This is a genomic window from Arenimonas terrae, assembly GCF_006265115.1.
Taxonomy (GTDB): Bacteria; Pseudomonadota; Gammaproteobacteria; order Xanthomonadales; family Xanthomonadaceae; genus Arenimonas; species Arenimonas terrae.
Map to the genome: position 1 here is coordinate 38,349 of NZ_SMDR01000002.1, position 23,304 is coordinate 61,652.

Below are 23,304 nucleotides of genomic sequence, written 5' to 3' on the forward strand. Positions count from 1 at the left end.
GCGCCGCGGATGGATTACGAAAGTTCGGCGAAAAATTCCTGGATCCGCTGCAGGCCGATCGGCAGCTGCGCGGTCGGGCAGGTGTAGCTGATGCGCAGCGCGCGCGGCTCGCCGAAGGCGGAGCCGGGCACGCAGGCGACGCCCTTGGCTTCCAGCAGCACGCTGCAGAAGTCGACGTCGTTGGCGATCTTCGCGCCCTTGTGCGACTTGCCGAAGGCGCAGCTGATGTCCGGGAACACGTAGAACGCGCCCTGCGGCTTCGGGCAGACCACGCCGGGGATCGCATTCATCGTCGCCACGACCATGTCGCGCTTGGCCTGGAACTCGGCGCACTTGCCGGTCGGCACGTCCTGCGGGCCGGTGAGCGCGGCGACGGCGGCGGCGGTGACCACTTCCGGCAGGTTGGTGATGTGCGAGGAGTTGAGCACGGTCAGCGCCTTGGCCACCGACTCCGGGCCGGCCATGAAGCCGACGCGCCAGCCGGGCATGCCGTAGGTCTTGGACAGCGAGTCGACGAAGATCACGCGCTCGCGCAGCTCCGGGCGGAACTGCACGAAGTTGTGGTAACCGATGCCGTCGAACACCATCGAGTTGTAGATGTCGTCGGTGATCACCCAGGTGTCGGGATGTTTCGCCACGACGTCGGCCAGGGCCTTTATCTCGTCGCGCGTGTAGACCATGCCGGTCGGGTTGTTCGGGTTGTTGAACAGGAACACCTTGGGCTTGGTCGCCAGCGCGGCGTCCAGCTGCGCGGGCGTGAGCTTGTAGTCCTGGCTGGCCGGGCACGGCAGCTCGAGGATCTTCGCGTTCAGCACCTCGGCGATGTCGGCGTAGGTGGTCCAGTACGGGACGGCGTAGGCGATGGTGTCGCCTTCGTCCAGCAGGGCCTCGGCGAGGTTGTAGAGGATGTGCTTGGCGCCGATGCCGGTCGCGCAGTTCAAACGCGAGTAGCCGGTCAGGCCCAGCGCCTCGATGTGCGTGAGGAAGGCGTCCAGCAGCGCATCGGCGCCGCGGTTGCTGCCGTACTGGCCGCTGTCCTTGGCCAGTGCGTCGCGTGCGGCGGCGTAGACGTGCTCGCCGGGCAGGAAATTCGGGACGCCGATGGAGAAGCTGACGATGTCGCGGCCTTCGGCCTTGAGCTTCTTGGCCTTCTCGGCGACGGCCATGATGGCGCTGGGCTTGGCACGGCCCATGCGCTTGGCGAGCTGGGGCATTGCGATCCTCGCGGGGGATGGTGGCGGGGCGGAAAAACCGCGCAAGGATACCACGCCGCCCCCGGCCACCGCCCCGTCCCGGGCTTGCCTGGCGCCCGCATTCGGGCATTCTGGCGGCGGAGGAAACCATGGCCCGACGGACCCGCTGCCTCGCCCTCGCCTGCCTGTTGGCCGTGCTGCTGCCGGTCCAGGCGCTGGCCTACAACCAGAACCGCGTCGCCACCGACGAGTCCGGGCGACCGCTGCGCATTGAGGGCAGCGTGGTCGTGGTCGAACCCGACATCGAGCTGAGCCTGGTCACCGCCGGCGGCATGCAGGAGCCGCGCCGGGAGTGGTCGGAAACCGCACGCCGGCTCTACCCCGTCGCCGTCGCGGCCTTCCTGGAAGCGGGCGGCACCGCCCGCAAGCCGGATTTTGACATCCGCGACGACCTGCCGCCGCGCTCCCGGCTGGGCCAGGTGGTCCGGCTCAACGAGGCCGTCGCCACCAGCATCGCGGTCTACACCCGCTCCGGCAGCCACCTGGCGACCAAGGGCCGCCGACTGGACTGGACGCTGGGCCCCGGCGTCGAAGAGCTGCGTGCGGCTACCGGCGCCGACTACGCGCTGTTCACCTACATTCGCGACAGCTACGCCAGCGACGGCCGCAAGGCGATGCGCGTGTTCGGCCTGCTGGCGGGACTCGCCATGGGCGGGCTGGTCGATGTCGGCGGCGGCCAGCAACTGGGCGTGGCGACGCTGGTGGATCTGCGCACCGGGCAGGTGGTCTGGTTCAACCTGATCTCCAACCAGAGCGGCGACCTGCGCAACGCCGAGGGCGCCGACGCCACGGTCCAGCAGATGCTGATGGGCCTGCCGCTGTGAACCGGATGGCGGGGCTGCTGCTGGCGGCGCTGCTGGCCGGAGCGATTTCCCCGGCCGCATCGACCGAGGAGCCGGCCGACGCAGCCCGACCGGGCCAGCGGCCCCTACCGGGCAGCGACGAGGACGAGCTGTGGTACGCAATGGACCGCGCCGAACGCGAACTGCAGCAGCACCCGCTGCTGGTGCGCGACGAAGCCCTGAACGGCTACGTGCGCGAGGTCGCCTGCAAGGTCGCCGGCGACTACTGCCCCGACCTGCGGGTCTACATCGTCCAGCAGCCCTGGTTCAACGCCTCGATGTCGCCCAACGGCATGATGGTGGTCTGGACCGGCGCCCTGCTGCGCTTCCAGGACGAGGCCGAACTCGCCCTGGTGCTGGGCCACGAATTCGCGCATTTCCGGCAACGGCATTCGCTGCAGCAATGGCGCAAGGCCAAGCGCACCTCGGCCTTCCTCGGCTCCTTCGGCCTGCTGGCCTGGGGCAGCGGCGCCGGCGCGGCCGGTCCGGTGGCGGACCTGCTGGGCGTGGCCCACATGTACCGATTCTCGCGCGAAGCCGAACGCGAGGCCGACCGCCTGGGCTTCGCCGCCGCCACCTCCAGCGGTTACGACCCCGCCGCCGGCGCCCGGCTCTGGCAGCGCATGCTCGACGAAGAGGCCGCGCGCCGCTACGGCAAGCCGGTGCCGGTGTTTGCCAGCCACCCCAAAACCAGCGAGCGCCTGGCCGACGTGCGCGCGGCGGCCGAGGCCAGCGGCGTGGCGGACGGGAACGCCGGCCGGGCGCGCTACGGTGCCGCGGTGCGGCCCTTCCTGGCCTCGTGGCTGGAGCTCGAACTGTCGCGCCGCATGTACGACACCTCGGTGCGCGTGATCGCCGACCTGCGCGCCCTGGCCGAACCGGACCTGCAGGGCCTGTACGCCTTCGCCGAGGCCGAGGCCTATCGCCGGCGCGGCAAGGACGGCGACGCGGCGCGGGCCGAAGCCCTGTACGTCGAAGCCGCCGGGCTGCCGGGCGCCCCGCCGGCCAGCCACCGTGAACTGGGCCTGGTGCAGCGCGGGCGCGGCGAGAGCGCCGCGGCCACCGCCTCGCTGCGGCGCTATCTCGAGCTTGCGCCCGACGCGGAGGACGCCGCCTTCATCCGCCACTACCTGACCGAACTGGAGAACCGCCCGTGAAACGCATTCCGATGCGGTCCCTGCTGCTGGCTGCCGTATTCGCCCTGCTCGCGGGCTGCGCCGGCGGCGGCACCGGCGGCCGCCTGCAGGCGGCCGGCGACGCGGAGGTGTTCGACCTGGGGCTGGACACCACGCTGGACTGGGCGCGGGTGAAAGCGCCGCGGCGCGAGCAGTGGACGATCGACGGCGCGCCGCTGAACCAGCTGACGATCATTTCCCGGATCAAACCCGGCGAGCATGTGTTCCTGGGAGCCCGCGAGCGCCGCGGCCGGCCCGACGGCCCCTGGTTCCGTCCGGGCATGCGCCCGGACGAGGTCCGCGACATCCTCGTCGACGGCCTGCGCGAGGCCGGCTGGGCCAACGTGCAGGCCAGCGGGCTGCGGCCGGCGTCGTTCGGCCAGGTGCCCGGGCTCCGCTTCGACCTCGATCTGGACAACCCGGGCGGCCTGGTCTACCGCGGCCTGGCGACCGCCGCCGAACGCGAGGGCCGGCTGACGGTGCTGGTCTGGATCGCCCCGGCCGAGCATTACTACGGCCGGGACGTCGAAGCAGTGTCGCGGATGTTCGACAGCCTGCGCTTCGTGAAGGGGCCGTAAGCCGGCCCCCGGGCATCAGGCGGTGCGGTCGAGGACCTGGTTCCACTCGCCCACGCGGCCGGCCTGGGCCGCCAGCAGCGCGGCGGTATCGCCTTCGATGCGCACGCTTTCGATCTTGTCGCCGCCGCGGATGGCGTCGACCACCTGCTGGTCGCCGGCCCCGACCACCTCGCCGAACACGGTGTGCTTGCCGTCGAGCCACGGGGTGGCGACGTGGGTGATGAAGAACTGGCTGCCGTTGGTGCCCGGGCCGGCATTGGCCATCGAGAGCACGCCCGGCTTGTCGTGGCGCAGGTCGCTGCGGCACTCGTCCTCGAAGCGGTAACCCGGGCCGCCGCGGCCCGAACCCTCGGGGCAGCCGCCCTGGATCATGAAATCGGGGATCACGCGGTGGAAGCTCAGGCCATCGTAGTAGCCGCGCTGGACCAGGTTCACGAAGCTGGCGACCGTCAGCGGGGTCTTGTCGGCGTGCAGTTTGACGCGGATCGGGCCGCGGGACGTGGTGAAGGTGGCAATCAGGGACATGGCGGGCTCCGTCTGAGGGGGCCGGCGCGGGAGCCGGCGTGGCCGCGTAGGATGCCACAGGGACGGGTCCGGACGCCCGGAACGGGCCGGTTTAGGGCTATAATCGCCGGCTTCCTCCGCCCCTGAGACCGCGCGCCGTCCGGCGCCCATCCCGCATGTCCATCGAAAAGCTCCGCAACATCGCCATCGTCGCCCACGTCGACCATGGCAAGACCACCCTGGTGGACCAGCTGCTCAAGCAGTCGAACACGCTGGGCGAGCGCCAGCAGCTGGCCGAACGCGCGATGGACAGCAACGATCTGGAAAAGGAGCGCGGCATCACCATCCTTTCCAAGAACACGGCGATCCGCTGGACCTCGCCCGAGGGCGAGGAATACCGCATCAACATCGTCGACACCCCGGGCCACGCCGACTTCGGCGGCGAGGTCGAGCGCGTGCTGTCGATGGTCGACTCGGTGCTGATCCTGGTCGACGCGATGGACGGCCCGATGCCGCAGACCCGCTTCGTGACCCAGAAGGCCTTCGCGATGGGCTTCAAGCCGATCGTGGTGATCAACAAGGTCGACCGCCCGGGCGCTCGCCCGGACTGGGTGCTCAACCAGACCTTCGACCTGTTCGACCGCCTGGGCGCCACCGACGAGCAGCTCGACTTCACCACCGTCTACGCCTCGGGCCTCAACGGCTACGCCGGCATGGACGAGTCCGTGCGTTCGGGCGACATGACCCCGCTGTTCCAGACCATCGTCGACAAGGTGGCGCCGCCGCCGGTTGACATGGACGGCCCGTTCCAGATGCGCATCACCTCGCTCGACTACAACAACTACGTCGGCATCATCGGCGTGGGCCGCGTGCAGCGCGGCACCATCCGTACCAACCAGCAGGTTTCGGTGGTGGCGCGCGACGGCAAGGTCCGCAACGCCAAGGTGCTGCAGGTGCTCGGCTTCATGGGCCTGGAGCGCCACGAGGTGAAGGAAGCGCGCGCCGGCGACATCATCGCCATCTCCGGCATCGAGGGCCTGGGCATCTCCGACACCGTCTGCGACGTGTCCGCGCCCGAGCAGCTGCCGGTGCTCACCGTCGACGAGCCGACCATCAGCATGACCTTCCAGGTCAACGACTCACCCTTCGCCGGCAACAAGGACCGCAGCGGCGGCAAGTTCCTGACCTCGCGCCAGCTGCGCGACCGCCTGATGCGCGAGACCCAGCACAACGTCGCGCTGAAGGTCGAGGACACGGCCGACGCCGACAAGTTCAAGGTCAGCGGCCGCGGCGAGCTGCACCTGTCGATCCTGATCGAAACCATGCGCCGCGAAGGCTACGAGCTGGCCGTGTCACGCCCGGAAGTGATCATCAAGGACATCGACGGCGTGAAGTCCGAGCCGTTCGAGTCGCTGGTCGTCGACCTCGAGGAGCAGTACCAGGGCGGCGTGATGCAGCGCCTGGGCGAGCGCCGCGCGATCCTCCAGAACATGGAGCCGGACGGCAAGGGGCGCGTCCGCATCGACTTCATCATCCCGGCGCGTGGCCTGATCGGCTTCCAGACCGAGTTCCGCACGATCACCGCCGGCACCGGCCTGCTGTTCCACGTCTTCGACCATTACGCGCCGAAGGCCGACGGCGAGATCGGCCAGCGCCAGAACGGCGTGCTGATCTCCAACGGCCAGGGCCCGTCGCCTGCGTACGCGCAGATCGCGATGCAGGAGCGCGGCCGCCTGCTGATCGAGCCGGGCGAGGAGATCTACGAAGGCCAGATCGTCGGCATCCACTCCAAGGACAACGACCTGACGGTCAACGCCCTGCGCGGCAAGCAGCTGACCAACTTCCGCGCTTCGGGCACCGACAAGGACGAAGGCCTGATCCCGGCCATCAAGTTCTCGCTGGAGCAGGCCCTGGAGTTCATCGACGACGACGAACTGGTCGAGATCACCCCGGTGGCGATCCGCCTGCGCAAGAAGTACCGCACCGAGAACGACCGCAAGAAGGCCTCGCGCGGCTAAGCGCGAAGCCTGACCGTCCCCAGTCCGGCCCATGACGGCCGAACTCTGGCTGCTCACCGCACTGGCCGGCTTCGCCGCCGGCCTGCTCGACAGCATCGTCGGCGGTGGCGGCCTGGTCCTGACGCCGGCGATGCTCAACCTGCATCCCGGCCTCAACATCCTGCAGACCATCGCGACCCAGCGCACCAGCTCGCTGCTGGGCACCAGCGTGGCTGCCTGGAACTACTTCCGCCACGTGGTCGTCGAGCGCCGCATCGTGGTGCCGGCCCTGTTGTCGGCGCTGGCCTTCTCCGCCATCGGCGTGCAGTTCGCCAAGCGCATCGACCCGGACACGCTGAAGCTGGCGGTGCTGGCCGTCTGCGTCGCGCTGGCCGTGTACACGGTGGCCCGGCGCGACCTGGGAACACGCGAGCAACGGCGCTTCGCCCCGGAGCGGGAAGCCTGGGCCGCGGTGGCCGTGGGCGGCGCCTGCGGCTTCTACAACGGCCTGATCGGGCCCGGCACCGGCACGCTGCTGGTCTTCGCCTTCGTCAGCGTGATCGGGCTGGATTTCCTGAAGTCGTCGGCCGTGTCGAAATCGACCAACGTGGCGGCCGACCTCAGCTCCTGGACGGTGCTGGCGATCGGCGGCTTCGTGCAGTGGACGCTGGCGATCCCGCTGATCCTGGGCAACATGGCCGGCAGTTACGTCGGCAGCCACCTGGCCATCCGCCAGGGCGACCGCTTCATCCGCGCACTGTTCCTGGTGGTCGTGCTGGCCCTGGTGGCCCGCGTCGCCTGGGGGCTGCTCGCAGGCTGACGCGCGGTCGCCCTCAGGTGCCGACCGGCGCCTTCAGCTGCGAGTGCTTGCGCACGATCAGCATGGCGATCTCCAGCGACTGTTCGTAGTTCAGGCGCGGATCGACCGTGGATCGGTAGGCGCGCTCGAGGTCGATGTCGGTCAGGTCGCGGGCACCACCCGTGCACTCGGTGACGTTCTCGCCGGTCAGCTCCAGGTGCACGCCGCCCAGACGGGTCCCGGCGGCCGCGTGCAGTTCGAAACTGGTTTCGACTTCGCCGCGGATGTTGGCGAAACGCCGGGTCTTGAAGCCATTGCTGGTGCTTTCGGTGTTGCCGTGCATCGGGTCGCAGATCCACAGCACGCGCCGGCCTTCGCGGCGCATCGCGTCCAGGAGCGGCGGCAGTTTCTCGGCAACCTTGGCGGCGCCCATGCGGTGGATGTAGCTCAGGCGGCCCGGCTCGTTCTCCGGGTTGAGCGCGTCGGTTAGGCGCAACAGCTGGTCGGGCGTGACGGACGGGCCGACCTTCACCGCCACCGGGTTGCGCAGGCCGCGGAAGTATTCGACATGCGCGCCCTCCAGGTCGGCGGTGCGCATGCCGATCCACGGAAAGTGCGTGGACAGGTTGAACCAGCCCCACTGCCTCGGCACCTGGCGCGTCAGCGCCTCTTCGTACGGCAGCAGCAGCGCCTCGTGGGATGTGTAGAAGTCGGCGCGGTTGAGATCGTGCAGCGCGCCCCCCGAGATCGTTTCCATGAAGCGCACGGCATCGCCGACCGCGGCGACCATGCGCCGGTACTCATCCGACAGCGGCGAGTGGCCGACCCAGTCCAGGTCCCAGTATTCGGGGTGGTGCAAGTCGGCGAAACCGCCATCGATCAGCGCCCGGACGAAGTTCATCGTCATCGCCGAGCGGGCGTGTCCCTTGACCATGCGCCGGGGGTCGGGAGTGCGCGCCTCGGGCGTGAATTCAGGCTGGTTGATGAAGTCGCCGCGGTAGCTGGGCAGCGTCACCCCACCCTTCTCCTCCAGGTCGGCGGAGCGCGGCTTGGCGTACTGGCCGGCGAAACGCCCCACGCGCACGACCGGCAGGCGCAGGCCGTGCACCAGCACCAGGCTCATCTGCAGCAGCACCTTGAGCCGGTTCGAGATCAGGCCCGATTCGCAGTCGGCGAAACTCTCGGCGCAGTCGCCGCCCTGAAGCAGGAAGCGCTTGCCCTCCTGGGCTTCGGCGAGCTGTTTCTTGAGCGCAAGGATTTCCCAGGAAGTGACCAGGGGCGGCAGGTGGCGTAGCTCTTCCTGCACAGAGGCCAGGGCGGCGGCGTCGGGATAGGTGGGCTGCTGGGCCGCCAGGCGGCCGCGCCAACCCGCCGGCGTCCAGTCGCCGGGAACGGATACGGGGTGCAGGCTGCGGTCGCTGGCGCTCATCTTCTGGGAATCCGGAACTGCGGGGTCGGGGAGGAAAATCATCATGCCACAGGCGGCGCGGACAGCCCGTGGCGCGTGGTCATACCGATATGCCGGTTCAGCCGCGCTTCTTGAGGGCGGCCCAGAGCGCACCCAGGCCCAGGCCGATGAACCAGACCAGGGTCCAGGCCGGCATCGATACGCCAAGGAAGGTCCAGTCCACCTTGGCGCACTCACCCGAACCCTCGAAGACCTTGGCCAATGCGCCGGCCAGGCCCATGGATTCGATCATGTAGTCCAGGCCCATGCCCGAGCACAGCGGAACCTGGCTGGGCGGCAGCGACTGCAGCCAGACGTGGTAGCCCGCCACGCCGGCACCGGCCGCGGCAGGCAGGAAAACCAGGAGGCCATAGACCGCCCTGCCCGTCCGGCCCTTCGGGGCGTGCAAACCGCCGATCAGGAACATCACGCCCATGGCCGCGAAGGCGACGCGCTGCAGGATGCACAGCGGGCAAGGCAGCATGAGCATGCCGAACTGTACGTAGAGCGCGTAGGCGATCAGCGATCCGCACAGCACGAAGCCGCTGAGGAACTGGGCGCGGAAGGACCAGGCGAAGGGATTCGTGGACATCGGAAGTTCCGGTGAGAAGGTGGTCAGCGTACACAGACCGCCGGCATGGAGTGAAGTTTCCGGCGGCGTTGGCGCAAAAAAAGACCCCGGCCGAAGCCGGGGTCCCGATTTGCCGCGAAGGCGCCGGAATTACTCGGCGGCTTCGGCATCACGCGGGCGATCCACCAGCTCGACGTACGCCATCGGCGCGTTGTCGCCGGCGCGGAAGCCGCACTTGAGGATGCGCAGATAACCGCCGGGACGGGCCTGGTAACGCGGGCCCAGCTCGACGAACAGCTTGCCCACCGCTTCCTTGTCACGCAGGCGCGACATGGCGAGGCGGCGGTTGGCGACGCCGTCGACCTTGCCGATGGTGATCAGCGGCTCGGCGACGCGGCGAAGTTCCTTCGCCTTCGGCAGGGTGGTACGGATCAGCTCGTGCTTGATCAGCGACGCGGCCATGTTCGAGAACATGGCTTCGCGGTGGGCGCTGGTACGGCTGAACTTACGGCCGGATTTCTGGTGGCGCATTGTCGTGATTCCTTAGATGAATTCCGGGCTCAGCCCAGCATGCCCTGCTGCAGGCCGGCCGGCGGCCAGTTCTCCAGCTTCATGCCGAGAGAAAGGCCGCGCTGGGCCAGCACTTCCTTGATCTCGGTGAGCGACTTCTTGCCCAGGTTCGGGGTCTTGAGCAGCTCGACCTCGGTGCGCTGGATCAGGTCGCCGATGTAGTAGATGTTCTCGGCCTTGAGGCAGTTGGCCGAACGAACGGTCAGCTCGAGGTCGTCGATCGGGCGCAGCAGCACCGGGTCGATGCCCGTGGCCGAGGCCTTCGCCGGACCACGCTCGCGCTGGGTGAAGTCACCGAAGACCGACAGCTGGTCGGTCAGGATGTCGGCGGCCGTGCGGATCGCGTCCTCGGCATCGATCGTGCCGTTGGTCTCGATCTCCAGGACCAGCTTGTCCAGGTCGGTGCGCTGCTCGACGCGGGCCGCTTCCACGGCATACGCGACGCGGCGGACCGGCGAGAAGGTCGCGTCCAGCACCAGTCGGCCGATCGCACGGGACTCTTCGTCCGGGCGGCGGCGATCGGCGGCCGGCTGGTAGCCGAAACCGCGCTCGATCTTCAGGCGCATGTTCAGCGCCGTGTCCTTGGTGAGGTGGGCAATCACGTGCTCGCCGTTCAGGATCTCGACGTTGTGGTCGGTCTTGATGTCGGCGGCGGTGACGATGCCCGGGCCCTTCTTCTGCAGCGTCAGCGTGGTGTGGTCCACGTTGTGCATGCGGATGGCGACGTCCTTGAGGTTCAGCAGGACTTCCAGAACGTCCTCCTGCAGACCCTCGACAGTGGTGTACTCGTGGAGCACGCCGTCGATCTCGACTTCCGTGATGGCGAAGCCGGGGATCGACGACAGCAGCACGCGACGCAGGGCGTTGCCCAGCGTGTGGCCGTAGCCACGCTCCAGCGGTTCGATGACCACTTTCGCGCGGTTGGAGCCGAGTCGTTCGATGTGCGGGCCGCGCGGACGCAGCACCTGGGTGGCGGTAACCGTCATGGTCAAGGTGTCTCCTGAGAGGATTACTTCGAGTACAACTCGACGATCAGCGCTTCATTGATATCCGAGGGCAGGTCGGCGCGGTCCGGGACGGCCTTGAAAACGCCGGCGAACTTCTTCGCGTCGACTTCGCACCAGCTCGGGACCAGGTCCATCTGCTGGGAGAGGTTGAGGGCTTCCTGCACGTTCAGGTGCTTCTGAGCGCGCTCGGTGAGCTGGATGCTGTCGCCGGCCTTGACCTGGTAGGACGGCAGGTTCACGGCCTTGCCGTTCACCAGGACGCCCTTGTGGGACACGAGCTGACGGGCCTGCGGACGGGTGACCGCGAAACCCATGCGGTACACGACGTTGTCCAGACGCTGTTCGAGCATCTGCAGCAGGGTTTCGCCGGTGTTGCCCTTCTTGCGCGAAGCCTTCGCGTAATAGGAGCGGAACTGGCGCTCAAGCAGACCGTAGATGCGCTTGACCTTCTGCTTCTCGCGCAGCTGGGTGGCGTAGTCGGACAGCTTGCCCTTCTTGGCGACGGCGCCGTGCTGGCCGGGCTTCTGCTCCAGCTTGCACTTCGAGTCGATGGCGCGAGCCGGCGACTTCAGGCTGAGGTCGGCGCCTTCGCGGCGGGCGAGCTTACAGGTGGGACCAATATAACGAGCCATTTATGTAGTCTCCAGTTCCCGTTAGACGCGGCGCTTCTTCGGCGGCCGGCACCCGTTGTGCGGGATCGGGGTGACGTCGATGATGTTGGTGATCTTGTAGCCGCACGCGTTCAGCGAACGCACGGCCGACTCGCGGCCCGGGCCGGGGCCCTTGATCCGCACTTCCAGCGTCTTCACACCGTAGTCGAGGGCGGCCTTGCCGGCCTTCTCGGCAGCGACCTGGGCAGCGAACGGGGTCGACTTGCGGGAACCGCGGAAACCCGCGCCGCCCGAAGTGGCCCACGACAGCGCATTGCCCTGGCGATCGGTGATGGTGACGATGGTGTTGTTGAAAGAAGCCTGGACGTGGGCGATGCCGTCGGTGACGACTCGCTTGATCTTCTTCTTGGTCTTGACTGCCGGCTTGTTCATGGGGTCCGGTCCTTACTTCTTGATAGCTTTGCGCGGACCCTTGCGGGTGCGGGCGTTGGTCCGGGTGCGCTGACCGCGCATCGGCAGGCCGCGACGATGACGCAGGCCGCGATAGCAGCCCAGGTCCATCAGTCGCTTGATCGACATGCCGACTTCGCGTCGCAGGTCGCCCTCGACGGTGTATTTGGCCACTTCGGCGCGGATGCGCTCGATTTCAGGCTCGGACAAGTCACGGATCTTCGTGGCAGGAGCCACGCCGGCCGCGTCACAAACAAGCTTCGACCGGGTACGGCCAATGCCAAAGATACTCTGCAGGCCCACCCAGACATGCTTCTGGACAGGCAGGTTGACACCCGCAATGCGCGCCATCAGGCGTTCTCCAAACTAAATTGAGCGCAGTGAATCGGAAATTGTACAAGGGCTCGGGGTTAAATTGAAGCCCCCCGGGTCAAAGACCCGGGAAACCCGGCATGGGGAGTGTGCCCATGCTCCGGCGACAGACTGGCACTGCCCTCCCCCTCCAGGGGTCGGGCGCCCCGCGCTACTCCAGCGCAGGAACGGGTACCGGCCTATCCGCGCGCCAAGCCGCCGCGCGGACCGCCCATCGTTGGCTCAGCCGCGGGTAAGACCGCGGCTGCCGCCTTTCAGATTTGCCTTCTTCATCAGGCTCTCGTACTGATGAGACATCAGGTGAGCCTGAATCTGGGCGGTGAAGTCCATCACCACCACAACCACGATCAGCAGCGACGTGCCGCCGAAGTAGAACGGGACCGACCAGAACGACCGGATCAGCTCGGGCAGCAGGCACACGAGGACCAGGTAGAGCGCGCCGATCAGGGTCAGCCGGGTCAGCACGCCGTCGATGTAGTCGGCGGTCGCCTTGCCCGGACGGATGCCCGGCACCAGGGCGCCGGACTTCTTGAGGTTGTCCGCCGTCTCCTGGGAGTTGAAGACCAGGGCGGTGTAGAAGAACGCGAAGCCGATGATCATCGCGCCGTAGAGCAGCATGTGCAGCGGCTCGCTCGGCGCCAGGGCCAGGCTCAGGTTCTGCAGCGCGGCCATGAGCTGGTCGCGCCAGCCGTCGCCCGTGGGGGCGCCGGCCTGGCCGAACCAGGTGGACATGGTCGCCGGGAACATGATCAGGCTGGACGCGAAGATCGGCGGGATCACGCCGGCCATGTTCAGCTTGAGCGGCAGGTGCGAGTTCTGGTTCATGTACGCCTGGCGGCCACCCTGGCGCCGGGCATAGTTCACGGTGATGCGGCGCTGGCCGCGTTCCATGAACACGACGAAGTACGTGACGCCAACCACCAGCGCCAGGATCACCAGGATCGCGAAGGCGCTGATCTCGCCGTTGCTGACCTGCTGGAAGGTGCTCAGGGCCGCGCCCGGCAGGCTGGCGACGATACCCGCGAAGATGATCAGCGAGATGCCGTTGCCGATGCCGCGCTCGGTGATCTGCTCGCCCAGCCACATCAGGAAGATGGTGCCGGCCGTCAGCGCGACCACCGCGGTCAGGATGAAGCCCGGGCCCGGGGCGTAGACCACCGGGATGCCGGCGCCGGCGCTCTGGCCCTGCAGCATCGAGGCGATGGAGCCAGCCTGGACGATGGCGAGGAACACGGCGCCGATGCGCGAATACTGGGTCAGCTTGCGCCGACCGCTCTCGCCTTCCTTCTTCATCGCCTTCCAGGGCTCGTAGATCTGGCCCATGAGCTGCACGATGATGGAGGCGGAGATGTACGGAACCACGTTCAGCGCGAACAGGCTGAACCGGTTCAGGGCGCCACCGGAGAACATGTTGAACATGTCCACGATGGTGCCCTTCTGGGTGTCCATCAGCCGCAGCATGGCTTCCGGATCGATACCCGGCACCGGAATGTAGCTGCCGATGCGGTAGACGATCAGGGCCAGGAGCACAAAGACCAGGCGCTGGCGGAGCTCGGTGAACTTGCCGAGCCCGCCCAGGGCACTCGCTGCGGATGAGGACTGCGTCAAGGCGTTACTCCGTCACGCTGCCGCCGGCGGCTTCGATCGCGGCCTTGGCGCCGACGGTCGCGAGCACACCCTTGAGAACGAACTTCTTGCTGAGCTCGCCCTTCTTGACGATCTTCGCCTGCTTGGCGTTGGCCGGCACGAGTTTGGCGGCGCGCAGGGCGGCGAAGTCGATCTCGCCGGCCTCGAGCTTGTCCAGCTGGTACAGCAGCACTTCGGCCGTGTCGTTCTTCAGCTTGGAGCGGAAGCCGATCTTCGGCAGACGGCGCTGCATGGGCATCTGGCCGCCTTCGAAGCCGGGCTTGATCTTGCCCTTGCCGGTGCGGGCGTAGGAACCCTTGTGGCCGCGGCCAGCGGTCTTGCCGAGGCCGGAACCGATACCACGACCAACGCGGACGCGCTCCTTGCGGGCGCCGTCAGCGGGCTTGAGAGAATTGAGCTTCATATGGGTTCTCCTTGGTCCGCTCAGGATTCGACGCGAACCAGGTAATGCACTTGGTTGATCAGGCCGCGAACGGACGGGGAGTCCTTGAGTTCGCGCACGTCATTGACCTTGTTCAGGCCGAGGGCGCGCACCGACACGCGGTGACGCTCCTGGCAGCCGCGCAGGCCCTTGACCAGGCGGACCTTGACAGTCTTCTCAGCCATTGAGGATCTCCTCGATCTTCTTGCCGCGCTTGGCCGCGATGCGGGCCGGCGAAGTGGTGGCGGTCAGGCCCTTGACGGTGGCGCGCACCAGGTTGATCGGGTTGCGCGAACCGACGGCCTTGGCCAGAACGTTCTTCACGCCGACCGCTTCCAGCACGGCGCGCATGGCGCCGCCGGCGATCACGCCGGTACCTTCCGACGCCGGCTGCATGAACACCCGGGCGGCGCCGTGGCCGGCCTTGATCGGGTGCCACAGGGTGCCTTCGTTCAGGTCGACCTGGACCATCGCCTTGCGGGCGTATTCCATCGACTTCTGGATCGCGACCGGCACTTCGCGCGCCTTGCCGTAACCAAAACCAACCTTGCCCGCACCGTCGCCGACGACAGTCAGCGCGGTGAAGGTGAACTGACGACCGCCCTTGACGGTCTTGGACACGCGGTTGACGGCGACCAGCTTCTCGATGAAGCCGTCGTCGCTTTCCCCGCGATTGCGATCGCGCTCGTTGCTGCTCATTTGGATTTCCTGGGTTTGCTTACGGCCTATGGCCGCTTATGGTTGTGGTTGGTACTGGAAAAACAAGCCCGAAGGCTTAGAACTGCAGGCCACCCTCGCGGGCGGCGTCAGCCAGGGCCTTGATGCGGCCGTGGTAGCGGTAGCCGGAACGATCGAAGGCAACCTTGTCGATGCCGGCAGCGAGCGCCTTGGCGGCGATCGTGCGGCCGACCTTGGCGGCGGCTTCCATGTTCTTGCTGCCCTTGAGGCCGTCCTTCACTTCGGCCTGCACGGTGGAGGCCGAAGCCAGCACCTTGGAGCCATCGGCGGTGAACAGCTGGGCGTAGATGTGCTGACCCGAGCGCAGCACCGACAGGCGGGCGACGCCGAGCTTGCGGATGTGCGAACGCGTGGTCTTGGCGCGGCGCAGACGGGCGATGTTCTTGTCCATGATTATTTACCTCGAGGAAGCGGAAGGGCCCATTAGGCCTTCTTGGCTTCCTTCATGATGATCTTCTCGCCGGAGTAACGGATGCCCTTGCCCTTGTAGGGCTCCGGCTTGCGGTACGCGCGGATCTTGGCTGCAACCTCACCCACCTGCTGCTTGTCCGCACCGGAGACCAGGATCTCGGTCTGGGTCGGGGTGGCGAGCGTGATGCCCTCGGGAGCGACGTAGACGGTCGGGTGCGAGAAGCCCAGGCTCAGGGCCAGGTCCTTGCCCTGCATGGCGGCGCGGTAACCGACGCCGACCAGTTCGAGCTTGCGGGTGAAACCCTCGGCGACGCCCTGGATCATGTTGGCGAGGATCGCACGGGCCGTACCGGCCATCGGAAGGTTGGCGGCATCGGCAGCGGACAGCTGCAGCACGCCGTTGTCGAGCTTGAACTCGACGCCGGCCGGCTTGGTCAGGCTGAGCGAGCCCTTCGGGCCCTTCACCGTGACCTTGTCGGCGGTGGCATTGAACTCGACGCCCTTGGGCATCGAAATCGGCTTCTTGGCAACGCGGGACATGGGTGCGTTCTCCTTAGGCCACGAGGCAGATGACTTCGCCGCCCACGCCCGCAGCGCGGGCCTGGCGATCGGTCATCAGACCCTGGGAGGTCGAGATGATGGCGACGCCGAGACCGGCGAGCACCTTCGGCAGGTCGTCCTTGCCCTTGTACTGGCGCAGGCCCGACCGGGAGACGCGCTCGAGGCGCTCGATCACCGGCTTGCCCTCGTAGTACTTCAGGGAGATTTCCAGCTTGGCCTTGGCGCCCTCGCCGTTCACGCGGAAGTCGCCGATGTAACCCTCGGACTTCAGCACGTTGGCGATGGCCAGCTTCATCTTGGAGGCAGGCATTGCGACCTGCGGCTTGCCGACGGCGAGCGCATTCTTGATGCGCACCAGCATGTCGGCGATAGGATCAGTCATGCTCATTGGTTCTTACCCTTTTAGGTGTCAGGAGCACCGATATCCGCTGGCCCCCGGAGGGGCCGGCGATTACCAGCTGGCCTTGCGCAGGCCGGGCACGTCGCCACGCATGGTGGCTTCGCGCAGCTTGTTGCGGCCAAGGCCGAACTTGCTGTACACGCCGCGCGAGCGGCCGGTGAGTTCGCAGCGGTTGCGCACGCGGCTCGCACTGGAGTCGCGCGGCATCTTCTGCAGCTTGGTGGCGGCGTCCATCTTCTCTTCGTAGGAGGAGCTGGGGCTGCTGATGATCTTCTTCAGTTCCGCGCGCTTGGTGGCGTGCTTCGCGACAAGCTTCTTGCGCTTGATGTCGCGGTTCACCATCGAAGTCTTGGCCATTCTCGTAATCCTCGGATCAGTTGCGGAACGGGAAGTTGAAGGCCTCGAGCAGCGCCTTGGCTTCTTCGTTGGTCTTCGCCGTGGTGGTGATGGCGATGTCCATGCCGCGCATGGCGTCGACCGCGTCGAAATCGATCTCGGGGAAGATGATCTGTTCCTTGACGCCCATGTTGTAGTTGCCACGGCCGTCGAACGAACGACCCGACACGCCGCGGAAGTCGCGCACGCGGGGCAGCGAGATGTTGATCAGGCGGTCCAGGAACTCGTACATCTTGGCGCGGCGCAGGGTCACCTTGCAGCCGATCGGCCAGCCGTCGCGGATCTTGAAGCTGGCGACGGAGACGCGGGCGTTGGTGGTGATCGGCTTCTGGCCGGCGATCTTGGTCATGTCGGCGACGGCATTTTCCAGGATCTTCTTGTTGCCCACGGCCTCGCCCACGCCCATGTTCAGCGTGATCTTCGAGATGCGCGGCACCTGCATGATGTTCTCGTAGCCGAAGCGTTCCATCAGCTTCGGAACCACGGTTTCCTTGTAGATCGTTTCGAGACGGGTGGTCATTGCATCATTCCTTAGGCGTCAATCGCCTCACCGCTCGAGCGGAACACACGCACTTTGCGTCCATTCTCGAGCACCTTGAAACCGACGCGCTCACCCTTGCCGTTGGCCTGGTTGAACAGCATCACGTTGGAAATATGGATCGGCGCCTCGCGCTCGACGATGCCGCCGGCGACGTTTGCCTGCGGATTCGGCTTGGTGTGGCGCTTGATGATGTTGATGTTCTGGACGATGACCTTGTCACCGGCCACGCGAACAACCTCACCCTTCTTGCCCTTGTCGGCACCGGCGATGATGATCACCTGGTCGCCCTTGCGGATACGGTTCATGTCTGTTCCTGCCCTCAGATCACTTCGGGAGCGAGCGACACGATCTTCATGAACTTCTCGGAACGAAGCTCACGGGTCACGGGCCCGAAGATGCGGGTGCCGATCGGCTCCTGCTTGTTGTTCAGCAGCACGGCCGCGTTGCCGTCGAAACGGATCAGCGAACCGTCGGCCCGGCGCACGCCGGAACGGGTGCGGACGACGACGGCGTCGTAGACCTCGCCCTTCTTGACCTTGCCGCGGGGAATGGCGTCCTTGACGGTCACCTTGATGATGTCACCGATGTGCGCGTAGCGACGCTTGGAGCCGCCCAGCACCTTGATGCACATCATTTCCTTGGCGCCGGAGTTGTCGGCGGCCTCGAGGTAGCTCTGTACCTGGATCATTTCTAGGCCTCCTTACTTCGCCGCACGCGTGATGACTTCCACCACGCGCCAGTTCTTGGTCTTGGACAGCGGACGGCACTCCGTGACGCGGACGACGTCGCCTTCGTTGCAGGCGTTCTCTTCGTCGTGCGCATGGAGCTTGGTCGAGCGCCGGATGTACTTGCCGTACAGCGGGTGCTTGACCTGACGCTCCACGAGGATCGTGACGGTCTTGTTCATCTTGTTGCTGACGACGCGGCCTTCGACCGTGCGCAGCTGCTCAGTGGTTTCGCTCATGGCTCGCCCTTACTTCTTGACGGTCAGCATGGTCATCGTCTGCGCGATTTCGCGACGGACCCGCTTGATGTTGTGGGGCTGGCTCAGCTGACCGGTGGCCTTCTGCATGCGGAGCGCGAACTGCTCCTTGTGCAGATCCAGCAGATGGGCCTTCAGTTCGGCGGCCGACTTGTTACGCAGTTCCTTGAGTTCCATATCAGCGCACCGTCCGGGTCACGAAAGTGGTGGTGACCGAAAGCTTGGCGGCCGCCAGGCGGAACGCCTCGCGAGCGGTCGCTTCGTCGACGCCCTCGATCTCGTAGATCACGCGGCCGGGGGCGATCTGGGCCACCCAGTACTCGACGTTGCCCTTACCGGCGCCCATTCGGACTTCGATCGGCTTCTTGGTGATCGGCTTGTCGGGGAACACGCGGATCCACATCTTGCCGCCGCGCTTGACGTAACGGCTGATGGAACGGCGCGCGGCCTCGATCTGGCGGGCGGTCAGCTGGCCGTGCGAGGTGGCCTTGAGGCCGTACTCGCCGAAGCTGACGGCGGCGCCGTTCCAGCTCAGGCCGTCGTTACGCGCCTTGAAGACCTTGCGGTACTTGGTTCGCTTGGGTTGCAGCATGGCGGCTTACCTCATTTCCTTCGCAGGACGGGCCGGGCGCTCGGTGCGCTCCTCGACCTTCTCCTGGCCAACCTGGCTGAAATCGAAAATCTCGCCCTTGTAGACCCACACCTTCACGCCAATGATGCCGTAGGTGGTGAGGGCTTCGGCGAAGCCGTAGTCGATGTCCGCACGCAGGGTGTGCAGGGGCACGCGGCCCTCGCGGTACCACTCCGAACGGGCGATCTCGGCGCCGTTCAGGCGGCCGGCGACGTTGACCTTGATGCCCAGGGCACCGAGGCGCATCGAGTTGCCGACGGCGCGCTTCATCGCGCGGCGGAACATGATGCGGCGCTCGAGCTGCTGCGCGATCGACTCGGCGACCAGCTGCGCGTCGAGCTCGGGCTTGCGCACTTCGGACACGTTGATGTGCGCCGGGACGCCCATGATGTCCGAGACTTCCTTGCGCAGCTTCTCGATGTCCTCACCGCGCTTGCCGATCACCACGCCCGGACGGGCGGAGTGGATCGTGACGCGGGCGGACTTCGAGGGGCGCTCGATCAGGATCTTGGAAATGCCGGCCTGCGCGAGCTTCTTGCGCAGCATCTCGCGGACCTTCAGGTCCGACGTGAGGTACTGGGCGTAGTCGCGCTTGTTGGCGAACCACTTGGAGTTCCAGTCCTTGGCGATGCCCAGGCGGATTCCGGTCGGATGAACTTTGTGACCCATAGTCTTCGTCCCTGCCTTACTTGCCCGAGCCCACAACCACAGTGATGTGGCTGGTGCGCTTGAGGATGCGGGTGCCGCGGCCCTTGGCGCGGGCCATGAAGCGCTTCAGGACGGGGCCTTCGTCGACCATGATGCTGGCGACCTTGAGCTCGTCGATGTCAGCGCCGAGATTGTTTTCGGCATTCGAGATTGCGGACCACAGGACCTTGCGGATCATGTGGGCGGCCTTCTTGTCGGAGAACTGCAGCAGGTCGGCGGCGCGGGCCACCGGCATGCCACGGACCTGGTCGGCGACCAGGCGGGCCTTCTGCGGCGAGATCCGGGCCGTGCGGAGAATGGCTTTGGCTTCCATCGTCATGTCTCCTTACTTGCCGGCTTTCTTGTCGCCGCCATGACCCTTGAAGGTCCTGGTGAGGGCGAACTCGCCGAGCTTGTGGCCAACCATGTTCTCGTTCACCAGAACCGGGACGTGCACCTTGCCATTGTGGATGGCGATGGTGAGCCCGACCATTTCCGGCAGGATCATGGAACGACGCGACCAGGTCTTGATCGGCTTCTTGCTGTTGCCCTGAGCGGCCTCCACCTTCTTGACGAGGTGGTGGTCGATGAAGGGACCTTTCTTAAGAGAACGTGCCATGGCCTATCAACCCCTGCGATCGCGCACGATGAACTTCTGGGTGCGCTTGTTCTTGCGCGTCTTGTAACCCTTCGCCGGCGTGCCCCACGGGGACACCGGGTGCGGGTTACCCTGGCCAGCCTTCGCCTCACCACCGCCGTGCGGATGGTCGACCGGGTTCATGGCGGCGCCGCGGACGGTCGGCTTGACGCCGCGCCAACGCTTCGCACCCGCCTTGCCCAGCTTCTCGAGGTTGTGCTCGACATTACCCACTTCGCCGATCGTGGCGCGGCAGTCGGCCGGCACCTTGCGCATTTCGCCGGAGCGGAGGCGCAGGGTGGCGTAGCCGCCGTCGCGGGAGATCAGCTGGGCGCCGGCGCCAGCGGCGCGGGCCAGCTGGGCACCCTTGCCCGGCTTCATCTCGACGCAATGCACGGTCGAACCAACCGGCATGTTGCGCAGCGGCAGGCTGTTGCCGGTCTTGATCGGCGCGTCCTTGCCGGCGATCACCTGGTCGCCCTGCACCAGGCCCTTCGGGGCGATGATGTAGCGGCGCTCACCGTCGGCGTAGCACAGCAGCGCGATGTGCGCGGTGCGGTTCGGATCGTACTCGACGCGCTCGACGCGGGCCGGGATACCTTCCTTGTCACGCTTGAAATCGATGAGGCGGTAATGCTGCTTGTGGCCACCGCCGATGTGGCGGGTGGTGATGCGGCCGTAGTTGTTGCGGCCGCCGCTCTTGCTCTGCTTTTCGACCAGCGATTCCAGCGGGCCGCCCTTGTGCAGGCCGGCGGTGGAGACGCGCACCATGGCGCGGCGGCCAGGCGAGGTCGGCTTGAAAGTCATAAGTGCCATGGGTACTTGCCTCAGGCCTTGGCCATCACGTCGATCGACTGGCCATCGGCCAGGCGAACGTATGCTTTACGCCAGTCGCCACGACGGCCGGCGCGGTTACGGAAGTTCTTCTGCTTGCCCTTCACGTTCACCACATTGACCGCTTCGACCTTGACGCTGAACAGCGATTCCACGGCGGACTTCACGTCGGCCTTGGTCGCGGTCTGCGCAATCTCGAAAACGTACTGGTTGCTCTGCTCCTGGATGCGCGCGGTCTTTTCAGAGACGCGGGGCGCACGAAGAACGCCGAGGATCTTGATGTTGCTCATGCCAGCCACTCCTCGATCTTCTTGACCGAATCAGCGGTCATGATCACGGTCTCGGCACCGACCAGGCTCACCGGATCGATGGTCTGGGCGTCGAGGACCTGCACGTAGGGAACGTTGCGGGCGGCCAGGTACAGCGCCTCGCTCGGCTCCTCGCTGACGATCAGCGGGCGGGAAACGCCCATCTCGGCCAGCTTGGCGACCAGCGCCTTGGTCTTCGGCTCCGACACATCGAACGCGTCGACGACCTTCAGGCGGCCCTGACGGTTGAGCTCGGAGATGATCGCGCAGACGGCCGCGCGGTACATCTTGCGGTTGACCTTCTGGGCGAAGCTGCGCGGCTTGGCGGCGAACGAGACACCACCACCGACGAAGATCGGGGCCCGGTAGTCACCGTGACGGGCGCCACCGCCCTTCTGCTTCTTGAACTTCTTGGTCGTGCCCGAGACTTCCGAGCGCGTCAGCTGGGCCTTGGTGCCTGCACGGCCGGCGTTGCGATACGCAACCACCACCTGATGCACCAGGTCCTCGCTGAATTCGCGGCCGAAGACGGCGTCGGAAACCGACAGCGTCTTACCGCTTCCAATGACGGCGAGTTCCATTATCTAACTCCTCAACCTTTGCTCGTGGGGCGCACGACGACGTCGCCGCCCGGCGCACCGGGGACGGAACCCTTGATCGCGATCAGGCCGCGCTCGGCGTCGACCTTGACCACTTCGAGGTTCTGCATGGTCTGCTGCACGGCGCCCATGTGGCCGGACATCTTCTTGCCCGGGAACACGCGGCCCGGCGTCTGGCGCTGGCCGATGGAGCCCGGCGAACGGTGCGACAGCGAGTTACCGTGCGTGGCGTCGCCCATCTTGAACTTCCAGCGCTTGATGGTGCCCTGGAAACCCTTGCCCTTGGTGATACCGGAAACATCGACCATCTGGCCGACGGCGAAGATGTCCGCCTTGATTTCGGTACCCACTTCGAAGTTGCCCGCATCCTTGTCTTCGATGCGGAACTCCCAAAGGCCACGGCCGGCCTCGACCTTCGCCTTGGCGAAATGGCCGGACAGCGGCTTGTTGACCAGGGCGGCGCGCTTGGCGCCGGCAGTCACCTGCACCGCGGTGTAACCGTCGGTTTCGGTGGTCTTGATCTGGGTGATGCGATTCGGGCTGGCCTCGATCACGGTCACCGGGATGGAACGGCCATCGTCGGTGAAGATGCGGCTCATGCCCGCCTTGCGGCCCACGATTCCAATATTTTTGGTCGTCATGGCAGTTGCCTCAGGTCAGCTTGATCTGAACGTCGACGCCGGCCGCGAGCTCGAGCTTCATGAGCGCGTCGACGGTCTTGTCGTTCGGGTCAACGATATCCAGCACACGCTTGTGGGTGCGGGTCTCGTACTGGTCGCGCGCGTCCTTGTCGACGTGCGGCGACACCAGCACGGTGTAGCGTTCGATCTTGGTCGGCAGCGGGATCGGGCCGCGCACCTGCGCGCCGGTCCGCTTGGCCGTCTCCACGATTTCGGAAGCCGAGCGATCAATCAGGCGATGATCGTAGGCCTTCAGCCGAATCCGGATCTTCTGGTCCGCCATGGCGATGTCCTTGTTACGGTAAAGAGCGTCGGAATCAGGGGCTTTGAGCCCTGGTTCCCGTGGAAAACAAACTCGGCGGACCATTTCTGGGCCACCGAGCAAGAAAGTATAGCCTGTGTTAAACCGCCCTGTAAAGGGTTGTTTTCCACGAGCTTCGACCGTCCTGGCCGCGAACACGAGGGGCATCCTGCCCCTCATTTCGTATGTGGGCCGCCCCTGGGGGCGACCGAGCCGCGCACTATACGCCTACTTGATGACCTTGGCAACCACGCCGGCGCCGACGGTGCGGCCGCCCTCGCGGATCGCGAAGCGCAGGCCTTCGTCCATCGCGATCGGCGCGATCAGCGAGACCACCATCTTCACGTTGTCGCC

37 protein-coding genes are annotated in these 23,304 nt (G+C 66.4%); 5 read left to right on the plus strand and 32 right to left on the minus strand.

Annotation, left to right across the window (positions count from 1 at the left end; all coding sequences use genetic code 11):
* Nucleotides 1-14: 14 nt before the first annotated feature.
* The gene (locus E1B00_RS08835; RefSeq protein ID WP_139447897.1) at nucleotides 15-1,214 is read right to left on the minus strand and encodes an aminotransferase class I/II-fold pyridoxal phosphate-dependent enzyme; all 1,200 of its coding nucleotides are present in this window, start codon (nucleotides 1,212-1,214) and stop codon (nucleotides 15-17) included.
* Nucleotides 1,215-1,342: 128 nt separating this feature from the next.
* Here E1B00_RS08835 and E1B00_RS08840 point away from each other — a divergent pair, with 128 nt between their 5' ends.
* Genes E1B00_RS08840 through E1B00_RS08850 form a run of 3 tightly spaced genes read left to right on the plus strand, consistent with a single transcriptional unit; the run spans nucleotide 1,343 to nucleotide 3,848 of the window.
* Complete coding sequence (locus E1B00_RS08840) at nucleotides 1,343-2,077, plus strand: hypothetical protein (protein WP_139447899.1); 735 nt, start codon at nucleotides 1,343-1,345, stop codon at nucleotides 2,075-2,077.
* A 5-nt stretch (nucleotides 2,078-2,082) separates the two neighbouring features.
* Entirely contained in the window at nucleotides 2,083-3,252 is a 1,170-nt protein-coding gene (locus E1B00_RS08845; protein WP_139447901.1) for a M48 family metallopeptidase, read from the plus strand.
* The gene (locus E1B00_RS08850; protein ID WP_139447903.1) at nucleotides 3,249-3,848 is read left to right on the plus strand and encodes a hypothetical protein; all 600 of its coding nucleotides are present in this window, start codon (nucleotides 3,249-3,251) and stop codon (nucleotides 3,846-3,848) included. Before E1B00_RS08845 ends, E1B00_RS08850 begins: the two co-directional genes overlap by 4 nt.
* Nucleotides 3,849-3,863: 15 nt before the next feature.
* Here E1B00_RS08850 and E1B00_RS08855 read toward each other — a convergent pair whose 3' ends face one another.
* Nucleotides 3,864-4,373: a peptidylprolyl isomerase gene (locus E1B00_RS08855; RefSeq protein WP_139447905.1), complete on the minus strand. Its 510-nt coding sequence runs from the start codon at nucleotides 4,371-4,373 to the stop codon at nucleotides 3,864-3,866.
* Between the two features lie 155 nt (nucleotides 4,374-4,528).
* Here E1B00_RS08855 and typA point away from each other — a divergent pair, with 155 nt between their 5' ends.
* The gene (gene typA, locus E1B00_RS08860) at nucleotides 4,529-6,370 is read left to right on the plus strand and encodes a translational GTPase TypA (RefSeq protein WP_139447907.1); all 1,842 of its coding nucleotides are present in this window, start codon (nucleotides 4,529-4,531) and stop codon (nucleotides 6,368-6,370) included.
* Nucleotides 6,371-6,401: 31 nt separating this feature from the next.
* On the plus strand, nucleotides 6,402-7,169 hold the full coding sequence (locus tag E1B00_RS08865; protein ID WP_139447909.1) for a sulfite exporter TauE/SafE family protein: 768 nt from the start codon (nucleotides 6,402-6,404) through the stop codon (nucleotides 7,167-7,169).
* 13 nt (nucleotides 7,170-7,182) lie between these two features.
* Here the strand turns inward: E1B00_RS08865 and E1B00_RS08870 are convergent, their stop codons facing one another.
* The 30 genes from E1B00_RS08870 to E1B00_RS09015 all read right to left on the minus strand — a co-directional run.
* Entirely contained in the window at nucleotides 7,183-8,577 is a 1,395-nt protein-coding gene (locus E1B00_RS08870; RefSeq protein ID WP_139447911.1) for a class II 3-deoxy-7-phosphoheptulonate synthase, read from the minus strand.
* A 97-nt stretch (nucleotides 8,578-8,674) separates the two neighbouring features.
* The gene (locus E1B00_RS08875; protein WP_139447913.1) at nucleotides 8,675-9,187 is read right to left on the minus strand and encodes a disulfide bond formation protein B; all 513 of its coding nucleotides are present in this window, start codon (nucleotides 9,185-9,187) and stop codon (nucleotides 8,675-8,677) included.
* Nucleotides 9,188-9,316: 129 nt separating this feature from the next.
* Nucleotides 9,317-9,697: a 50S ribosomal protein L17 gene (gene rplQ / locus E1B00_RS08880; protein ID WP_139447915.1), complete on the minus strand. Its 381-nt coding sequence runs from the start codon at nucleotides 9,695-9,697 to the stop codon at nucleotides 9,317-9,319.
* A gap of 29 nt (nucleotides 9,698-9,726) precedes the next feature.
* On the minus strand, nucleotides 9,727-10,722 hold the full coding sequence (locus E1B00_RS08885; protein WP_139447917.1) for a DNA-directed RNA polymerase subunit alpha: 996 nt from the start codon (nucleotides 10,720-10,722) through the stop codon (nucleotides 9,727-9,729).
* A gap of 23 nt (nucleotides 10,723-10,745) precedes the next feature.
* Nucleotides 10,746-11,375: a 30S ribosomal protein S4 gene (gene rpsD, locus E1B00_RS08890; protein WP_139447919.1), complete on the minus strand. Its 630-nt coding sequence runs from the start codon at nucleotides 11,373-11,375 to the stop codon at nucleotides 10,746-10,748.
* 21 nt (nucleotides 11,376-11,396) lie between these two features.
* On the minus strand, nucleotides 11,397-11,786 hold the full coding sequence (gene rpsK, locus E1B00_RS08895) for a 30S ribosomal protein S11 (RefSeq protein ID WP_139447921.1): 390 nt from the start codon (nucleotides 11,784-11,786) through the stop codon (nucleotides 11,397-11,399).
* A gap of 12 nt (nucleotides 11,787-11,798) precedes the next feature.
* Nucleotides 11,799-12,155 (minus strand): 30S ribosomal protein S13, encoded by a 357-nt coding sequence (gene rpsM, locus E1B00_RS08900; protein ID WP_139447923.1) that lies wholly within the window; start codon nucleotides 12,153-12,155, stop codon nucleotides 11,799-11,801.
* Between the two features lie 243 nt (nucleotides 12,156-12,398).
* Nucleotides 12,399-13,784, minus strand: coding sequence for a preprotein translocase subunit SecY (gene secY / locus E1B00_RS08905; RefSeq protein WP_246048633.1), 1,386 nt, complete (start codon nucleotides 13,782-13,784; stop codon nucleotides 12,399-12,401).
* Nucleotides 13,785-13,788: 4 nt separating this feature from the next.
* Nucleotides 13,789-14,226, minus strand: coding sequence for a 50S ribosomal protein L15 (gene rplO / locus E1B00_RS08910; RefSeq protein WP_139447925.1), 438 nt, complete (start codon nucleotides 14,224-14,226; stop codon nucleotides 13,789-13,791).
* Nucleotides 14,227-14,246: 20 nt separating this feature from the next.
* Nucleotides 14,247-14,429: a 50S ribosomal protein L30 gene (gene rpmD / locus E1B00_RS08915; protein ID WP_106990015.1), complete on the minus strand. Its 183-nt coding sequence runs from the start codon at nucleotides 14,427-14,429 to the stop codon at nucleotides 14,247-14,249.
* On the minus strand, nucleotides 14,422-14,943 hold the full coding sequence (rpsE, locus tag E1B00_RS08920) for a 30S ribosomal protein S5 (protein ID WP_139447927.1): 522 nt from the start codon (nucleotides 14,941-14,943) through the stop codon (nucleotides 14,422-14,424). Before rpsE ends, rpmD begins: the two co-directional genes overlap by 8 nt.
* Before the next feature lie 76 nt (nucleotides 14,944-15,019).
* Entirely contained in the window at nucleotides 15,020-15,379 is a 360-nt protein-coding gene (gene rplR, locus E1B00_RS08925; RefSeq protein WP_139447930.1) for a 50S ribosomal protein L18, read from the minus strand.
* A 26-nt stretch (nucleotides 15,380-15,405) separates the two neighbouring features.
* Entirely contained in the window at nucleotides 15,406-15,933 is a 528-nt protein-coding gene (gene rplF, locus E1B00_RS08930) for a 50S ribosomal protein L6 (protein ID WP_139447932.1), read from the minus strand.
* A gap of 13 nt (nucleotides 15,934-15,946) precedes the next feature.
* Nucleotides 15,947-16,342 (minus strand): 30S ribosomal protein S8, encoded by a 396-nt coding sequence (rpsH, locus tag E1B00_RS08935; protein ID WP_139447934.1) that lies wholly within the window; start codon nucleotides 16,340-16,342, stop codon nucleotides 15,947-15,949.
* Nucleotides 16,343-16,405: 63 nt separating this feature from the next.
* Nucleotides 16,406-16,711: a 30S ribosomal protein S14 gene (rpsN, locus tag E1B00_RS08940; protein WP_139447936.1), complete on the minus strand. Its 306-nt coding sequence runs from the start codon at nucleotides 16,709-16,711 to the stop codon at nucleotides 16,406-16,408.
* A 16-nt stretch (nucleotides 16,712-16,727) separates the two neighbouring features.
* Nucleotides 16,728-17,270: a 50S ribosomal protein L5 gene (gene rplE, locus E1B00_RS08945; RefSeq protein WP_139447938.1), complete on the minus strand. Its 543-nt coding sequence runs from the start codon at nucleotides 17,268-17,270 to the stop codon at nucleotides 16,728-16,730.
* An 11-nt stretch (nucleotides 17,271-17,281) separates the two neighbouring features.
* A complete protein-coding gene (rplX, locus tag E1B00_RS08950) occupies nucleotides 17,282-17,596 on the minus strand; it encodes a 50S ribosomal protein L24 (protein WP_139447940.1) in 315 nt (104 codons plus the stop codon).
* 14 nt (nucleotides 17,597-17,610) lie between these two features.
* The gene (gene rplN, locus E1B00_RS08955; protein ID WP_034213292.1) at nucleotides 17,611-17,979 is read right to left on the minus strand and encodes a 50S ribosomal protein L14; all 369 of its coding nucleotides are present in this window, start codon (nucleotides 17,977-17,979) and stop codon (nucleotides 17,611-17,613) included.
* A gap of 12 nt (nucleotides 17,980-17,991) precedes the next feature.
* A complete protein-coding gene (rpsQ, locus tag E1B00_RS08960; protein ID WP_139447942.1) occupies nucleotides 17,992-18,255 on the minus strand; it encodes a 30S ribosomal protein S17 in 264 nt (87 codons plus the stop codon).
* A gap of 9 nt (nucleotides 18,256-18,264) precedes the next feature.
* Nucleotides 18,265-18,450, minus strand: coding sequence for a 50S ribosomal protein L29 (gene rpmC / locus E1B00_RS08965; RefSeq protein WP_139447943.1), 186 nt, complete (start codon nucleotides 18,448-18,450; stop codon nucleotides 18,265-18,267).
* A gap of 1 nt (nucleotide 18,451) precedes the next feature.
* A complete protein-coding gene (rplP, locus tag E1B00_RS08970; RefSeq protein WP_139447946.1) occupies nucleotides 18,452-18,865 on the minus strand; it encodes a 50S ribosomal protein L16 in 414 nt (137 codons plus the stop codon).
* A 6-nt stretch (nucleotides 18,866-18,871) separates the two neighbouring features.
* Nucleotides 18,872-19,573, minus strand: a complete 702-nt coding sequence (gene rpsC / locus E1B00_RS08975) for a 30S ribosomal protein S3 (RefSeq protein WP_139447948.1) — start codon at nucleotides 19,571-19,573, stop codon at nucleotides 18,872-18,874.
* Between the two features lie 16 nt (nucleotides 19,574-19,589).
* On the minus strand, nucleotides 19,590-19,925 hold the full coding sequence (gene rplV, locus E1B00_RS08980; RefSeq protein ID WP_139447950.1) for a 50S ribosomal protein L22: 336 nt from the start codon (nucleotides 19,923-19,925) through the stop codon (nucleotides 19,590-19,592).
* Between the two features lie 12 nt (nucleotides 19,926-19,937).
* The gene (rpsS, locus tag E1B00_RS08985) at nucleotides 19,938-20,210 is read right to left on the minus strand and encodes a 30S ribosomal protein S19 (protein WP_139447952.1); all 273 of its coding nucleotides are present in this window, start codon (nucleotides 20,208-20,210) and stop codon (nucleotides 19,938-19,940) included.
* A 6-nt stretch (nucleotides 20,211-20,216) separates the two neighbouring features.
* Complete coding sequence (gene rplB / locus E1B00_RS08990; protein WP_139447954.1) at nucleotides 20,217-21,044, minus strand: 50S ribosomal protein L2; 828 nt, start codon at nucleotides 21,042-21,044, stop codon at nucleotides 20,217-20,219.
* An 11-nt stretch (nucleotides 21,045-21,055) separates the two neighbouring features.
* Complete coding sequence (gene rplW, locus E1B00_RS08995; RefSeq protein ID WP_139447956.1) at nucleotides 21,056-21,352, minus strand: 50S ribosomal protein L23; 297 nt, start codon at nucleotides 21,350-21,352, stop codon at nucleotides 21,056-21,058.
* The gene (gene rplD, locus E1B00_RS09000) at nucleotides 21,349-21,951 is read right to left on the minus strand and encodes a 50S ribosomal protein L4 (RefSeq protein WP_139447958.1); all 603 of its coding nucleotides are present in this window, start codon (nucleotides 21,949-21,951) and stop codon (nucleotides 21,349-21,351) included. Before rplD ends, rplW begins: the two co-directional genes overlap by 4 nt.
* Nucleotides 21,952-21,962: 11 nt before the next feature.
* A complete protein-coding gene (rplC, locus tag E1B00_RS09005; RefSeq protein WP_139447960.1) occupies nucleotides 21,963-22,610 on the minus strand; it encodes a 50S ribosomal protein L3 in 648 nt (215 codons plus the stop codon).
* Between the two features lie 10 nt (nucleotides 22,611-22,620).
* Complete coding sequence (gene rpsJ / locus E1B00_RS09010) at nucleotides 22,621-22,932, minus strand: 30S ribosomal protein S10 (protein ID WP_022968186.1); 312 nt, start codon at nucleotides 22,930-22,932, stop codon at nucleotides 22,621-22,623.
* Between the two features lie 246 nt (nucleotides 22,933-23,178).
* Nucleotides 23,179-23,304: EF-Tu C-terminal domain-related protein (locus tag E1B00_RS09015; RefSeq protein ID WP_483964200.1), on the minus strand; the 126-nt coding region annotated here is incomplete at its 5' end.